Origin of the sequence: Streptomyces sp. NBC_01446 (assembly GCF_026340095.1) — a bacterium.
GTDB lineage: Bacteria > Actinomycetota > Actinomycetes > Streptomycetales > Streptomycetaceae > Streptomyces > Streptomyces aureus.
In genome coordinates this window covers 571,995-585,627 of sequence record NZ_JAPEPO010000003.1, presented here as the reverse complement: position 1 = coordinate 585,627, position 13,633 = coordinate 571,995, and the positions used below count along the sequence as shown (strand labels likewise).

Annotated in this window: 17 protein-coding genes and 1 pseudogene; 10 read left to right on the top strand and 8 right to left on the bottom strand. The window is 67.1% G+C overall.

What is annotated here, in order from left to right:
• Positions 1-315 precede the first annotated feature (315 nt).
• Both OG456_RS47275 and OG456_RS47270 read left to right on the top strand, forming a co-directional pair.
• Positions 316-1,149: a PIG-L family deacetylase gene (locus OG456_RS47275; RefSeq protein ID WP_266571269.1), complete on the top strand. Its 834-nt coding sequence runs from the start codon at positions 316-318 to the stop codon at positions 1,147-1,149.
• Positions 1,150-1,544: 395 nt separating this feature from the next.
• Positions 1,545-1,691 (top strand): hypothetical protein, encoded by a 147-nt coding sequence (locus OG456_RS47270; RefSeq protein ID WP_266571268.1) that lies wholly within the window; start codon positions 1,545-1,547, stop codon positions 1,689-1,691.
• Positions 1,692-1,808: 117 nt separating this feature from the next.
• Here the strand turns inward: OG456_RS47270 and OG456_RS47265 are convergent, their stop codons facing one another.
• From OG456_RS47265 to OG456_RS47255, 3 genes are all read right to left on the bottom strand, one after another.
• A complete protein-coding gene (locus OG456_RS47265) occupies positions 1,809-2,120 on the bottom strand; it encodes a hypothetical protein (protein WP_266571267.1) in 312 nt (103 codons plus the stop codon).
• A gap of 503 nt (positions 2,121-2,623) precedes the next feature.
• Positions 2,624-3,163: a DoxX family protein gene (locus tag OG456_RS47260; RefSeq protein ID WP_266571785.1), complete on the bottom strand. Its 540-nt coding sequence runs from the start codon at positions 3,161-3,163 to the stop codon at positions 2,624-2,626.
• A 189-nt stretch (positions 3,164-3,352) separates the two neighbouring features.
• Positions 3,353-4,078 (bottom strand): metalloregulator ArsR/SmtB family transcription factor, encoded by a 726-nt coding sequence (locus OG456_RS47255; RefSeq protein WP_266571266.1) that lies wholly within the window; start codon positions 4,076-4,078, stop codon positions 3,353-3,355.
• 130 nt (positions 4,079-4,208) lie between these two features.
• On the opposite strand from OG456_RS47255, the gene OG456_RS47250 reads away from it, so the two are divergent.
• The 5 genes from OG456_RS47250 to OG456_RS47230 all read left to right on the top strand — a co-directional run bounded on the left by OG456_RS47250 (position 4,209) and on the right by OG456_RS47230 (position 7,061).
• On the top strand, positions 4,209-4,751 hold the full coding sequence (locus OG456_RS47250; protein ID WP_266571265.1) for a DUF2231 domain-containing protein: 543 nt from the start codon (positions 4,209-4,211) through the stop codon (positions 4,749-4,751).
• A 72-nt stretch (positions 4,752-4,823) separates the two neighbouring features.
• On the top strand, positions 4,824-5,249 hold the full coding sequence (locus OG456_RS47245) for a hypothetical protein (RefSeq protein WP_266571264.1): 426 nt from the start codon (positions 4,824-4,826) through the stop codon (positions 5,247-5,249).
• Between the two features lie 2 nt (positions 5,250-5,251).
• On the top strand, positions 5,252-5,902 hold the full coding sequence (folE, locus tag OG456_RS47240; RefSeq protein ID WP_266571263.1) for a GTP cyclohydrolase I FolE: 651 nt from the start codon (positions 5,252-5,254) through the stop codon (positions 5,900-5,902).
• Positions 5,903-5,956: 54 nt separating this feature from the next.
• Entirely contained in the window at positions 5,957-6,313 is a 357-nt protein-coding gene (locus tag OG456_RS47235; protein WP_266571262.1) for an arsenate reductase family protein, read from the top strand.
• Between the two features lie 343 nt (positions 6,314-6,656).
• Positions 6,657-7,061, top strand: coding sequence for a nuclear transport factor 2 family protein (locus OG456_RS47230; RefSeq protein ID WP_266571261.1), 405 nt, complete (start codon positions 6,657-6,659; stop codon positions 7,059-7,061).
• Positions 7,062-7,122: 61 nt separating this feature from the next.
• Here OG456_RS47230 and OG456_RS47225 read toward each other — a convergent pair.
• The 3 genes and pseudogenes from OG456_RS47225 to OG456_RS47215 form a co-directional block, all read right to left on the bottom strand.
• Positions 7,123-7,423 (bottom strand): annotated as a pseudogene (locus OG456_RS47225) (transposase family protein); the annotation flags it as partial.
• Positions 7,424-7,492: 69 nt separating this feature from the next.
• Positions 7,493-8,152, bottom strand: a complete 660-nt coding sequence (locus OG456_RS47220) for a response regulator transcription factor (RefSeq protein WP_266571260.1) — start codon at positions 8,150-8,152, stop codon at positions 7,493-7,495.
• Positions 8,149-9,465: a sensor histidine kinase gene (locus OG456_RS47215; RefSeq protein WP_266571259.1), complete on the bottom strand. Its 1,317-nt coding sequence runs from the start codon at positions 9,463-9,465 to the stop codon at positions 8,149-8,151. Before OG456_RS47215 ends, OG456_RS47220 begins: the two co-directional genes overlap by 4 nt.
• Before the next feature lie 74 nt (positions 9,466-9,539).
• Between OG456_RS47215 and OG456_RS47210 the strand changes: the two genes are divergently transcribed.
• Positions 9,540-10,130: a DUF308 domain-containing protein gene (locus OG456_RS47210; RefSeq protein ID WP_266571258.1), complete on the top strand. Its 591-nt coding sequence runs from the start codon at positions 9,540-9,542 to the stop codon at positions 10,128-10,130.
• Positions 10,131-10,174: 44 nt separating this feature from the next.
• Here the strand turns inward: OG456_RS47210 and OG456_RS47205 are convergent, their stop codons facing one another.
• Entirely contained in the window at positions 10,175-10,318 is a 144-nt protein-coding gene (locus OG456_RS47205) for a hypothetical protein (protein ID WP_266571257.1), read from the bottom strand.
• A gap of 513 nt (positions 10,319-10,831) precedes the next feature.
• On the opposite strand from OG456_RS47205, the gene OG456_RS47195 reads away from it, so the two are divergent.
• Positions 10,832-12,151 carry a transposase gene (locus OG456_RS47195; RefSeq protein WP_266571256.1) on the top strand — a complete coding sequence of 440 codons (1,320 nt, stop codon included), beginning with the start codon at positions 10,832-10,834 and terminating at the stop codon, positions 12,149-12,151.
• 42 nt (positions 12,152-12,193) lie between these two features.
• Here the strand turns inward: OG456_RS47195 and OG456_RS47190 are convergent, their stop codons facing one another.
• Complete coding sequence (locus OG456_RS47190) at positions 12,194-12,766, bottom strand: TetR/AcrR family transcriptional regulator (RefSeq protein ID WP_266571255.1); 573 nt, start codon at positions 12,764-12,766, stop codon at positions 12,194-12,196.
• 81 nt (positions 12,767-12,847) lie between these two features.
• Here OG456_RS47190 and OG456_RS47185 point away from each other — a divergent pair, with 81 nt between their 5' ends.
• Entirely contained in the window at positions 12,848-13,621 is a 774-nt protein-coding gene (locus OG456_RS47185; RefSeq protein ID WP_266571784.1) for an oxidoreductase, read from the top strand.
• The last annotated feature ends 12 nt before the right edge of the window (positions 13,622-13,633 follow it).

The following is a 13,633-nucleotide window of genomic DNA, read 5'->3' as shown; positions in this document are numbered from 1 at the left end:
CCGGTGACGCTCGATGTCAGCGAATCCTTGCCGTCTGGCCCCCGGATGGAAGTCGGGCCGACGTGACGCTGAGACGTGCAGGTCATCGCTCCTGTACCTCGTTCGCGTTGAAACGCCGACGCCTCAAAGGTCAAGCGCCGCGCCGGGAACAGCCGGTCGTGCCGGCGCGGTTGCATCGAACGGGGGACCGGCATCGTACGGGCGGGGAGCACGGAGACCACAAGGTCGTCCGCCCCACCAGGATCCGGGCCCCGGGAGCGCGGCACGCCCGCCGCGCACTCGGACCGAGACGTATTTCTGCAGGAGGACTGTTTCATGACTGACCGGCCTTTGACGCTGATGGCAGTGCACGCTCACCCCGACGATGAGGCCACCGGAACCGGAGGGGTCCTCGCGCGGTACGCGGCGGAGGGCATCCGCACGGTTCTGGTGACGTGTACCGACGGCGGTTGCGGTGACGGGCCGGGGGGTGTGAAGCCGGGCGCTCCCGGGCACGATCCGGCGGCTGTCGCCGTGATGCGCCGTCAGGAACTCGAGGCGAGCTGTGAGGTGCTGAAGGTCAGCGATCTGGAGATGCTGGACTACGCCGACTCCGGAATGATGGGCTGGCCGAGCAACGACGCCCCCGGATCCTTCTGGCAGACCCCGGTGGAGGAAGGCGCCGCCCGGCTTGCGGAACTCATCCGGCACTACCGGCCCGATGTGGTCGTCACTTACGACGAGAACGGTTTCTACGGCCACCCCGACCACATCCAGGCTCACCGCATCACGATGGCGGCGGTGGAGATGACCGAGCTGACACCGAAGGTGTACTGGACGACGATGCCCCGCTCGATAATGCAGCGGTTCGGGGAGACCATGCGCGAGTTTCATGAGGACATGCCGGAGCCGGATCCGGCCGAGGCCGCCGCGATGGCTGAGATCGGCCTGCCTGACGATGAGATCACCACGTGGGTGGACACCACCGCTTTCAGCGGTCAGAAGTTCGACGCGCTGGCCGCGCACGCCAGTCAGGGCGAGAACATCTTCTTCCTCAAGATGGGCAAGGAGAGGTTCGGCGAGTTGATGGGCATGGAGACCTTCGTACGTGTCAAGGACGCCACAGGCGCGGCCGTCCCCGAGAACGATCTCTTCGCCGGATTGCGCTGATCCGCCCGTCCGACCGGGGCCAGGGAAAGCTCGTCGGCCGCATGGCGGGATCGTCCGCGTCACACACCCGGAGGCTTGTCCAGGCGAGTTCCGCGCCGGCAGCCCGCGTCCAGGCCCTGGTCGGCGGCGTCGACGCGTGCCCGCATTACCGGCCCGGCACCGCGTTGGCCCCCCAACCACGTGGCAAGCGCGCAGGTGGGAGACCTGCGGGCTGCTGACTCGGAAGGTGTGCGAGAGCCCATGGTCACAAGCCCGGCGGTCTGTCTGTTCCGTCAAGACAGACCGCTGAGGAAGCGACACGAAGCTGAGGCTCCAATGTCTGGCTTCGTTCACCTTCGGTGACAGCGTTTGTCGACCAGTTTGAGCGGCGGTTAGCGATCACTGTTTCTGCAGACGTGGCTGAGCTTGTCGAACTCTGCGCCGCCGGCGACCTGGAGGGGGAGGCCCGCCAAGCGGCACTCCTCCTCCAGGAAGATCTAGGGGCCAAGCGTCAGCGCTACACCGATGCGCTCGACGCCCATGGGGAGCGACGACCCTTCTGATCCGCAGCTCTATGCGGATCGGTCAGCGAGGGGCAAACAGGTCGTCAGCGGGCTTCACGGGGGCGTCACTGGATGCGATCGGCTGCTGTGGTTGCGGTGCTTCGCTGCTGTACCGCATCACAAGTCCACTCGGGACTCCGCTTCGCGGGACTCCCGTCGCAGCACCACGTGTGCAGGCCTGAACGGCAGGCTACGCAGTGTCGGCTCCATGATTTTGAAGAGCGCTTCGGCATCCGCACCGTAGGCATACAGCACGGCCTCACCTCCGCCGAACTCGTTCCCGTCGACCTCGCCGACTCCTGCATCCGCAACTGCGGCAGACAATGCCCGCTCGGCGGGTGAGCCGTACTGCTCATCGCTCAAACAGTAGTGAGCAATGACAGCCTGTTCCGGCGTCACCGGTTCGGGGAGATCAAAGAGTGCGTCCATAACCGCACGATCCCACCACGCACTGACACCGGGCTCTCAGCTTGGGAATCAGGGGGCTTTCCGCGGGCCTGCTGCCATCCTGACCTGCGGGAACACCGTGTCCGGCGGCTGCACACCCCAGCACTTCTCCGCCCCTGGTTGACCACTGTTTACCCCTGTTTCTGGCACGGCACTGGCACGGATTGCTGCGGGCGCCTCGGATGGGGAGGTCTGCGCCGGGACTGAATTGCTTGGCTTTGCTGGAGACTGCGGGATTGCGTGCGTGAGCGGGCACGCCATGCCGCCCGCATCCGCGTGGACGTCCAGGGATGTCATCCGCGACGTGGGCTTGGGGGCAGCTTTGTTCGATCCGGCGTGCAGAGGCCGGGGGCCGCGCGCCTTGTGTCCAGCTCGCCAGAGCGGCGCGGGGAAGCACGGCTGCACCCGCCGAAGGCTGGAGCGGTGGTGCCTGCCTCGCTCGCGAAGGACGTTGGCTGTGTCGCGGCGGGTGTGGGCGCGAAGGTTCAGATAAGCAGGGTGATCGCGGCGGCGATTCCGCCTAGGCCGAGTGCGAAGGCAGCCTCGGGCCAGCCGCCCGTACCCCAACGGAAGAACCGGTCCACGGCCAGGCGCCCGGGGCCGATCGCGGCGAGGGCCAGGGCAACCATGGCGATGCAGACGTTGTACTCCACTCCGCCGTCCGTCTCCCACAGGCCCTGGGCCCCGGTGACGGTTGCCATGGCGTTGATCATTACGCCGATGATGGCGGCGGCCGCGAGCGGCGTGAGCAGTCCGAGAGCCAGGCCGAGGCCGCCGAGGAATTCGGACAGACCGCCGATCAGGGCGAAGAGTTTTCCGGGATGGAAGCCGAGGGCAGCGAACCCCTTCCCGGTCTCCGTCAGGCCCTTGCCCCCGAAGATGCCGAACAGTTTCTGAGCGCCGTGCCCAGCCATCAGTAGCCCGAATGACAGCCTGATCAGCAGAAGTCCCCAGTCTGAGGCGGACGATTTTGCTGTGACAGTGCCTTGCCCTGCGGATTCCGTCGTCGCCGAAGGGCGGTGCATGTTCAGTTTGGTAACCATGGGAATGCTCCGGTCTGGGAACGCCGGGCCGGTCCCGTGGTCGTCGCCCACCGTCATCTCGGCGCCGCGGCCCTGGTTCTGCCGGCCGCGCTCAGTGGTAGCGCCAGGTGGCGTCGGTGACGTCCTCGGTCGGCAGCCCGACGACGTCGCTGTGGTGAACAGAGCCGCACATCACCCCCTGGTGGGGCCTAGTTGGACGCAGCATTGCCCGGGACGCGGGGCGAGGATCGCCTCTACGCCGGTTACCTCCAGGCCCTGCAGGTAACCGGCGATGAAGGCGTGGTTCATGCCGCACACCAGCTCGGGAGCCTTGGCTGACAGAGGGTGGAACGGGCAGTTCTGCAGTCGGAGTTGGGTGGGGGTTTCGCGGACCGGTTCGAAGCCGTGCTGGTCGAGCATCCGCTCGCAGACGCTCAGTCCACGTTCTGCGCCGAGTCGGCCGGGACGCGTCTGCTCCCGCTCCCTCTCGCCCAGTTCCCGGCCGCGCCGGCCGGCTGTGCGCACGGCGGCGTGGGCCGCGGATTCGCCGTCGTCTTCGGTCAGGACGGCCTCCAGCAGGAGGTCGGCCAGCAGTTCGTGACGGCGGTCGGGGATGCTGACGTGGATGTGGCTGTCGGTGGGTTCGTAGACCTTGGGCTGGCGGCCGACCTTCCGGATCCCGCCGGGTGATTCGTACCGAGCGTGCAGCAGGCCGGCGTCCACGAGCTTGTCGAGGTGGAAGGCGGCGAGCTTGCGCGAGATCCCCACGCTGGCGGCGGCCTCGTCCCGGGTCACGGGACGGCGCTGACGCCGGATGAACGCGAACATCTGCCGCCGGGAGTCCTCGCCGAGGACGCTGACGGACTCGATCGCCGCGTCACCTGCGGGGGAAGTGTGCGGCGCTACGTCAGAGGTCACACCTCCACAGTAACGCGTATGCCGATAGGTGCAACTGGCGAATCCTCGTACGGCTCGTCGCAGGGCTGGGTATCTTGACGCCTTCCGTGAATAAGACCAAGATTTGTTGGTGAAACTGGAGGTGGTCGGAATGGTGGATCCGTCGCATGAGCGGGCCAAGCGGCCGGTGAGCGCTGCGCTGGCCGGGCCGTACGGGCACCCCTTCCACCCGATCCTGGTCACCGTCCCGATCGGTGCGTGGGTGGGCAGCTTGGTCTTCGACATCGCCTCGCACCTTGTACGTGATCCGGATTTCCTGGTCCGGGGAGCGATGTGGCTGATCGCGCTCGGGGTGATCGGCGCTCTGGCCGCGGCGCTGGTCGGCGTCCTGGACCTGTTCGCCATCCCGCCGGGGACCCGGGCCTTCCGCGTCGGCCTCGTCCACATGACGCTGAACCTGCTGGTGACCGCCGCCTACGCCGGCAATTTCCTGTGGCGGCATGCCGACCACCGGCTCGCTGCCGGCGTGGGAGGCGGGATGCTCGCGCTGAACGCCGTGAGCCTCGTGGGCCTGGGGGTCTCCGGCTATCTGGGCGGAAAGCTCGCCTATCGCTACGGCGTGCGGGTGGCCGGTGAGACCACTCAGGCCGAGGGCTTCGTCCCCACGCACCGTCCGCCAGGCCCCACCGGCTGATCCTTCCCCCACCAGTGTGGCCACGCGCAGATGGGGCCGCGGTGGGTACTCACTTCGAAACGAGGAGTCCTCATGGACATCGCCGCACTGATCACTTGGGTGATCACTGCTCTCGGCGGCTTCTACATGCTCGGTACCTGGCTCTCCCGCGGAGGAGTCAAGGCGGGTAACAGTCGACTGCCCGTCCCCGTCATCTTCGGGCACTTCGCACTCGCCGCGGTCGGCCTGGTCGTCTGGATCATCTATGTGATCACCGACAAGGACGTCCTGGCCTGGACCGCGTTCGGCCTGCTGGTGCCCGTTGCCCTGCTCGGCTTCGCGATGCTTGCGCGGTGGCTTCCGGTCCACCGGGCCCGTTCCGCCGCGGCCGCCTCGGGTGCGGAGTCCGAGCCCGCTGAGCGGTATTTCCCCGTGTCGGTGGTTGCAGGGCACGGCCTCTTCGCCGTCGTCACCGTGGTCCTGGTCCTGCTCACCGCTCTTGGCATCGGTGGCAGCTGAACATGACCCAGCATCCCCGTACCACCCTGCACCTGGCGCCCGGTGATCCTGAGGCAGCGATACCCGGACAGGCTGCGCTGCGCGTCGTCCATGAAACCGACGGCCTCGACCTGGCTGCCGCTGAACGTGCCGCCGAACAGTTCCTGCAGGCTCTCGGCATCAGCACGGAAACCGAGAGCCTGCGCGGGACGCCGGGGCGTATGGCCCGCGCCTACGCCGAGCTGTTCAGCCCTCGCCCGTTCGACCTGACTACCTTCCCGAACGACGAGGGTTATGACGAACTCGTCCTGGCCCGCAACATCCCCGTGCGCTCGGTGTGCGAACACCATCTGCTGCCGTTCGTCGGCACCGCGCACGTCGGGTACCTGCCCGGTCGGCGGATCCTCGGCCTGTCGAAACTGGCCCGCGTCGTCGAGCACTTCGCCTGTCGTCCGCAGGTCCAGGAACGCCTCACCAAACAGGTCGCCGACTGGCTCCAGACTCAACTGGAACCCAAGGGCGTGGGCGTCGTCATCGAAGCTGAACACAGCTGCATGACCCTGCGCGGCGTCCAGGCCACCGGTTCCAGCACCCTCACCTCCACCCTCCTTGGCACCCTGCGCAACGATGCCCGCTCACGCAGCGAATTCCTGGCCCTGGCCGGCCTCACCTGACGGCACCTCGCCGGGCGGTGCCCCGTCCGGACAGAAACGAAAGACACCGACGTCATGGAAATCTGGATCAATCCCGCCTGTTCCAAGTGCAGCTCCGCCCTTTCCCTGCTGGACGCGGAGGGCGCCGCGTACACGGTCCGGCGATACATGGAGGAGCCGCCGACCGCGGACGAGCTGGAGCAGGTGCTGCGACGGCTCGGCCTGGAGCCGTGGGACATCACCCGTACGGGAGAACCCCTTGCCGCCGAGTTGGGCATGGCCTCGTGGGGCCGGGAGACCGACGACCGCAGCCGCTGGATCGCGGTACTGGCCGCCCACCCGACCCTGATCCAACGACCGATCATCACGGCGGACGATGGAACGACAGTCGTGGGCCGCTCGCCCGACACCGTTCGTTCGCTCCTTGCCTGACGGGTCGGTTTCGAGCACGCGCCAAACGGAACGTGCGCGCCGACAGGCGTCGGCACCCACGGGGCAGCGTGGTGGATGGCGTTCCGACGCAGAGGCTCAAGGAGTCCTGGCGAGATCGTCCGGGCGCGACACGCGCCGTACGTGGAGACGCTCCGGTTTCGGTTGCCCCAGGAGCAGCTGATGGGGTGAGCCGGGTGGCGGTCACTCGACGCCGTTGCCACTGTGGTCGGCTGCCGCCTTCCGATCCGGCCAAAGGGAGGACTTGGCAGCCCAGGTGCGCCTGGCCCCGGGCTGTCTGTGACCCGGAGTGCCTAGGCTGTCACCGCTACGGAAGGGTGGTGCCATGGATGCTGACTCCCGGACCAGGGTCGCGATCGAGGAGCATTGGCGGGCCTCGGAGCGCGGGGACATCGAAGCCGAGCACGCTATCTACGCCTCGGACGCGATCCTGGACTACCCGCAGTCAGGTGAGCGGTTCCGGGGCCGAGTGACGATCTCGGCGCAACGCGGCGGGCACCCGGCCGACCGGCACTTCACTGTCCAGCGGATCACCGGCCATGGGAATCTATGGGTGAGCGAATGCCTCATCACTTACGACGGTGTGCCTTCGTACTCGGTGAGCATCATGGAGTTCACTGACCAGCTCGTGGTGCACGAGACGCAGTACTTCGCCGAGCCCTTCGGCGCGCCGGCCTGGCGGGCCGCGCTCGCGGAGCCGATGCCGGGCCGGACCATCGCCGGAGCCTGATGCTTGACCCCGCTCGGGTCAGCCGGGTGGCCCGCCTGTCACTGAGCTCTCTCCAACCTCGGGTTGAGGCGTGGTGAAGGATGACGGTGGCCTGCACGATGTTGGTAATGCGGTTGGTGGTGCAGCGGAGTTTTCCGCAAGAGGCGCCAGCCCCTGAGGACTGCCATGGCCTGGTCGACCAGGCGGCGGATCTTGGCGTGGCTGCTGTTGCGCCGCCGCTTGCATCGCTCGAGCCGGCGGCCTCGGAACGGGACTCGTAACGGGTGTCCGGCGCCCTGGTAGGCCTTGTCCGCCTAGCACTTGATGTCGGCTTCGGCGAGTGCGTCGATGATCCCGTGGGTCCGTGCGGCGGTCAGGTCGTGAGTACGTCGCTTCCCAGAGTGTTTCGCCATCGGCTTGTGACTGCTGTTTCGGGGTTCCGCTCGGCAGGCTCAGGGGTAGAGGCCGGCCCGGAAGGTGAACGAGACGAGTTGCGCTCGATCACGTGCGCCGACCTTCGTCATGGCCCGCACCGCATGCGTCTTCACGGTGAACGGCGACACGGACATCTGTGCCGCGATCTCGTCGTTGCTCAGACCGCTCGCAACGAGAACGACCACGTCCCGCTCCCTGGGTGTCAGAGCGCCGAATCGTCGCAGCAGTTCCTGGTCGATCACCGGGGGTGGACTGTCGGTCATGTGACCGATGAGCGCGGCCGTGGCGGCGGCGGACAGCGCACCCCCACCGCCAACGACCTCGGTGATTCCGGCGACGAGTTCAGCAGGGCTCACCGTCTTGCTCAGGAAACCGTTGGCGCCCGCGCGAAGAGCCGCGAGAACGATGTCGTCCTGATCGAAAGTGGTCAGCACGATCACCCGCATCTTTTCGGGTGGGTGTTCTTTGCGGATCCGTCGAGTGGCTTCGACACCGTCGATGCCGGGCATCCGGATGTCCATCAGGACCAGGTCGACGGGGTGGTCTCGGAGGAAGGGGACGACCTGGAGTCCATCGGAGAGATCACCCGCAACAACGAGACTCGGGTCGAGCAGAAGCATCGCTCGGATACCGGCCCTGATGTCGTCCTGGTCATCGACAATCAGAATCTGTGTCATCGGACGACGGCTCCCCGGGGGCTGAACTCCGCACGGACCCGGAATCGCCCGCCGTCACTGTCGATCGTCAGTCGCCCACTGGAGGACTCGACGCGTTCGCGCATCCCCACGAGTCCGAGTCCACTGCCCGAGTCGGGGCCGCGGAGTGAATGACCGACGCGGTTCTCCACAGTGACGCAGATCCTGCCGTCGCGCTCGCGCACATCCACCGTTGCCGTCCCTTCTCCATGCCGGTAGGCATTCGTGAGTGCTTCTTGAACGACCCGGTAGACCGTCACGCCGACGCTGGGCTCCACGAAACCGGTGGGGATGTCGATGGAGGGCTGGATGTCGAGGCCGATGCTCTCGAAGGAAGCGATAAGCCCTTCCAGGCCGCTGAGCGCCGGGGTCGGCCGGAGCGCCTCGTCGTCGGAGATGTCGTCTCCGAGGCGGAGGAGCGCGAGGATCCGTTGCGTCTCGACGACGACGGTGCGGGCGCTGGACCTGGCTGAGACGAGGGCCTGCCGGGACGATTCGGCGCCTTCAGGCAGCCCGATCTCCGCAGCACCGAGATGCAAGCTCAGCATCGCGACTTGGTGGCCGATGACGTCGTGGAGGTCTCGGGCGATGCGCAGTCGTTCTTCGGTCACTCGTCGGGTGGCTTCGATCTCGCGGGTGGCGATGGCACTTTCGGCCCGTTCCTCCAGCATCCACCAGTGGTCTCGATGGATGCGGAGCGCGCCCCCTGTCGCACCTCCTGCCACGGCCGAGAAGAGGGCGGCGGCTCCTACGACCGCACCGCCACGGAATCCTCCCAGCGTCATGAAGGCCCCCAGGAAGAACGCCGCCACGACGACGGTTCCGGCCAGCGGCTGCTTTCCCCTGAAGGTGACCGAGAACAGCACGAGCACCGCCATCATCCACACCGATAGCGGGTCGTGGCCCACCGCTGTGACGGCGAAGGATGCTGCGCTCGTCACGACCAGTCCTGCCCACGGCCTCCACCATGAGAGGGCGACACCGCCACCGGCGAGCAGCACGGACAGGGCTGTCGGCCAATCCGATCCCCTCAGTACCACGGCCACGATCTGACCGGTGAACACCAGCGCAGCCACTGAATAAGCGACGAGGTGCAGCACCTCGGGGCGGCGGATCCACAGGGGTGCCGCGGGCCCGTCCTGAGTGTTCTGCGCCTTGACCATGACCTGATTCTCGTTCACGCGCGCTACGGCCGTGTACTTCGAACGATGTATACGGCGAACCTCCTCATCGATGGAGACGGCAGAACTCGTGCGATCGAAGTGGATGGCAGAACTACTTCGTTCGAAGTACACGGCCCTGATCGAGGCCCCCGAGACTCATCAGCGAGGCAACCACCTCACACCGTCGCGATCACAAGGGGAACCCCGTGACTCAGACCATCGAACCTTCCACCACGGCAACGCCGACGGCCTCCGGGCTCCGATCGCTCTACCTGATCCGAGTCATCTTCTCCCTGATCTGGGTGGCACTCGTCTTCACGACCTCCGCCACGCTCGTGTCGACGGACAGGCCCACAGCTGTCGCGGCCGTGCTACTCGTCATCTACCCCCTGTGGGACGTCATCGCCACGCTCCTCGAGCGTCGCATGGCCGGCACCGGCTCCACGAACCACATCAGCACCATCAACGTGGCTCTCGGCCTCGTCACCACCATCGGGATGATCATCGCCGTCCTATCCACCATCGGCACGGCCCTCCTCGTGTTCGGCGTCTGGGCCCTGCTCTCCGGAGCGATCCAGCTCGTCGTAGCGATCCGACGCCGGCGCACGGTCGGCGCCCAGTGGCCCATGATCATCAGCGGCGGACTGTCCGTCCTCGCCGGCCTCAACTTTGCTGCCATGTCCGCCTCGGCGACGAGCGGCCTGTCCACCGTCGCCGGATACTCAGCCTTCGGTGCCTTCTGGTTCCTTGTCTCCGTCATCGTCCTGAGCATCCGCAGCCGACGCGCAAAGCGCTGACCGCCGCCGTCGGGGCCACCGCCTTTCCAGGAGGCGCGGCGCCTTCACCAGAAGTGCGACCACCTGAGGAGGGTCCTGCGACCGGCGCCCACCGTCTCATCGTCTTCGCAGCCCTGGCGCCCCTGACTCCAGCAGCTCTCGTGCAGCGAGGTGAAGCCGACGCCGCGCTCGCGGAGTTCGGCGACCATGCGGTGGCTACCCGCAGGTGTTTTGAAGACTTCGCAGGCGCTCTGCTCAACGGATGACTTCGCTCGGGTGTGTTGCGGTCGATCTGCCTTTTGATCTTGGCCAGTGCTCCGGCGCGTACGCCGGGGGTGAAGGCCATCTCGGGACTGCTCTGACTCGCGGGTGAGCACGGGTCGGCACTGTTCACCTCGGCCTACGGGGCGCTTCTGGTTGTCGATGTATTGGCGTGCGACGGTCAGGGGCGCACCGTGGCAGCTTCCGGCGAAGTAGGAGCCGGACCAGAAGCGGCTGCCACCACAGGTGGCGGCGGAAATGCGTGTCGTGCTCCTGGCGCAGACGCCTGGAGGAGATGCCTTTGGTGGAGTTGACCAGCTTGGAGAGCTTCAGCTCGGCCTCGAAGTCCGTGCACGCCTCCCGCATGACGTGCGGGTTGGGGGCGACGTGCCGGCCGGTTCTGATATCGGGGTTCGGCTTCCATCGCGGTGGCATGGACCACCGGTAGTATGGTGATCACCGTGGGTGAACTGGGTTGGGAGAAGCGGCAGTTCGGGCACCGTGCCCGACTGGCACTGTCCCGTGCCGAGAATCTCCTTGTCGACGAGCAGGCGCATGCCGCCCGCGCGATGTGGAACTGCTTGCATGCGTGGTGGCAGATGATGCCGAAGGAGAAGCGGACTCTGGCGAACGCGGACGCCGCGATACGCCAGGCCCGCAAAGAGATCGATTTCCTCGCCGTCCTTCCTGCGCAGGCCGCGCAAGCGGTGCTCAAGACGTACTTCCAGGCCTGGAAGAACTGCTGGGACGGCCGCGCTGATGCTCCGAACTTCAAGGGCCGGTTGCGGTCCGTGATGAGCGTGGACATCCCGCAGCGCCGTGACCTCCAGATCAAGCGGGTGCACCGCCGCTGGGGCATGGCCAACATTCCCAAGGTCGGCCGTGTCCGCTTTTGCTGGACCAAAGACCTCCCGGTGGGCAACAAGGCGAACGCCGACAACCGGATCACCGGGGCACGGCTGGTCAAGGACCACCTGGGATGGCACCTCGCCTTCCGTGTGCAGAGCCTCGAAGCCAGGCCCTCATCCCACCAGGGGGCACAGGTCGGAATCGACGCCGGGGTGAACCTGCCCCTCGCCCTCTCGGACGGCAACCACCAGGACCACGGGCGTGCGCCTCGCCTCCCCGATGGCAGCGCCGACCGTGACAAGTGGCTGACCGCTGAGGAAAAGGGCAAGCTCTGGCGCCTTGAGCGCCGGGCCGCCCAGCGCACGACACACCGCAAGCCCGGCGAGCGCACCAGCCGCCGCCTGCACCACACCTATGACCAGATCCGAGGGCTGCGCGCAAAAGCCACGCGACGACACCAGGACTGGCAGCACAAGACGACCACCACCCTCGCCCAGACGTACGGCGTGATGGTGGTCGAAGCACTCACCATCACGAACATGGTCAAGTCCGCTCGGGGCACCACCGCCGAGCCGGGGACAGGCGTCGCCCAAAAGGCCGGACTCAACCGCTCCATCAGCCAGGAGGCATGGGGCAGGACGGTCACGATGCTGACGTACAAGGCCGGCCGGTACGGCGGCACCCTGCACAAGGTGCCCGCCCCGCACACCTCCCGACGCTGCTCTGCCTGCGGCTTCATCACGCCCGGCAGCCGACAGGACCAGGCCACGTTCGTATGCAAGAACCCGGACTGCGGATGGTCGGGCAACGCCGACCACAACGCGGCCCGCAACATCTTGCACCTGTACCGGATGGGCCACGCGCTCATCCCGGCTGCCGGGAGGGCAGTCGTCAGGCGCACCCGCGGCGTCAAGCCCGCCACCGCAAGGTAGACGGGAATCTCCTTCCTGAGCTTGCGAAGGGAGAAGAGCACTTCAACCGTGGTTCGCTGCACCGTAGCGCAAGCCGTCATACAGGAGCGTGGCGATGTGCAGCGCATCGTCCTTCCAGCCTTTGGCGCGCATCCCGCAGATGCCGCCGAGGGCGCGCAGGACGATGCGTCCGTTGACGTCGCTACGGATGAGGCCGGCTGCGACGCCTGGGGCGAGCAGTTCGTCGAGCGCGCGGGCCATCTCGTCGCGCGCATCGTCGAAGACCGGTGAGTCGGTAGTCATGATGTTCTCCAGCACCTCACCCATCCCTCTGCCGACTGCCGCGTGTTCCACGAGCAGCAACAGGAAGACGCGCAGTGCTTCGTCCGGGGCGTGTTGTGCGAGCAGTCGGGTGGGGGTGGCGCAGAGCTCGGCGGCTTCCTGGCGGTACACCTCCGCGACGAGCACTTCGCGCGTTTCGAAATGCCGGTAGAGGGTGCCGACAGACACGCCGGCTCTGCGTGCGATCTCCTCCACGCCGGCGTCGTCGCCGGTGAGGAACGCCTCTCGTGCTGCGGCCAGGAGGGCTTCGCGGTTGCGGCGGGCGTCGGCACGCAACGGACGTGATGGCGGCAAGGGTCCTCCGTAAGGTGAGTCGGACTCCGTTTGCGTGTAAGGTTTCCGGAGTCCGGTTCACCTTACTGAAGGGGCACGCCCATAACGATCGACCACGGAGAGTTCGCCGGTCTGCGAGTGCTGGTGACGGGCGGTAGCCGGGGGCTAGGGGAGGCGACAGCTCGTCGTTTCGCCGCAGCCGGTGCCACCGTGCTGACGGCCTCACGAACCGCGCCCCCGGAAGACCTGCCCGCCACCTTCATTCCGGCCGACCTGCGCTCTGAGGAGGGGGCGGCGGAACTCGGCCGACGGGTAGTGGACAGCGTCGGAGGCATCGACGTCCTGGTCAACAACGCCGGAGCCGCGACCGGACCCATGCCGACCCTGGAGCGGTCGGACGCGTCCTGGCTCGCCGACCTGGAGATGAACCTGCTCAGCGCGGTCCGCCTCGACCGGGCCCTGGTGCCCGGGATGGTCGAGCGCGGCTCCGGCGTCGTAGTGCACGTCTCCTCCATCGCCAGTCACCTCCCCCAGCCGGCCGAGGCGTCGTACGCCGCATCGAAGGCGGCGCTGAATGCCTACAGCCGCGAGTTGGCAACGGCGGTGGGCGAGCACGGCGTACGCGTGGTGTGCGTTCTGCCGGGCTTCGTCGTCACCGAGGGAGCGGCCAGCCACCTCCGACAGATGGCCGACAGCCAGGGCATCGGAATCGACGACGTCAAGCAGCAGATCGTGGACCACCTGAAGTTGCCGATGGGCCGCCCCGGCGAACCCGAGGACGTCGCCGAGATGATCGCGTTCCTCGCCTCCGCCCGCGCCAGATGGCTCACCGGCGCCCAGTTCCGGGTCGACGGCGGCATCATCCCCACGATCTGAACCACGCCCCGA

What these genes read in the sequence shown, in the direction of transcription:
- OG456_RS47260 (WP_266571785.1), bottom strand. Translation starts at nt 3,163, where the DNA reads ATGCACCGCCCTTCGGCGACGACGGAATCCGCAGGGCAAGGCACTGTC.
- OG456_RS47205 (WP_266571257.1), bottom strand. Translation starts at nt 10,318, where the DNA reads ATGGTCGCCGAACTCCGCGAGCGCGGCGTCGGCTTCACCTCGCTGCAC.
- OG456_RS47265 (WP_266571267.1), bottom strand. Translation starts at nt 2,120, where the DNA reads ATGGACGCACTCTTTGATCTCCCCGAACCGGTGACGCCGGAACAGGCT.
- OG456_RS47245 (WP_266571264.1), top strand. Translation starts at nt 4,824, where the DNA reads ATGGACATCGCCGCACTGATCACTTGGGTGATCACTGCTCTCGGCGGC.
- OG456_RS47275 (WP_266571269.1), top strand. Translation starts at nt 316, where the DNA reads ATGACTGACCGGCCTTTGACGCTGATGGCAGTGCACGCTCACCCCGAC.
- folE (WP_266571263.1), top strand. Translation starts at nt 5,252, where the DNA reads ATGACCCAGCATCCCCGTACCACCCTGCACCTGGCGCCCGGTGATCCT.
- OG456_RS47230 (WP_266571261.1), top strand. Translation starts at nt 6,657, where the DNA reads ATGGATGCTGACTCCCGGACCAGGGTCGCGATCGAGGAGCATTGGCGG.
- OG456_RS47250 (WP_266571265.1), top strand. Translation starts at nt 4,209, where the DNA reads ATGGTGGATCCGTCGCATGAGCGGGCCAAGCGGCCGGTGAGCGCTGCG.
- OG456_RS47220 (WP_266571260.1), bottom strand. Translation starts at nt 8,152, where the DNA reads ATGACACAGATTCTGATTGTCGATGACCAGGACGACATCAGGGCCGGT.
- OG456_RS47235 (WP_266571262.1), top strand. Translation starts at nt 5,957, where the DNA reads ATGGAAATCTGGATCAATCCCGCCTGTTCCAAGTGCAGCTCCGCCCTT.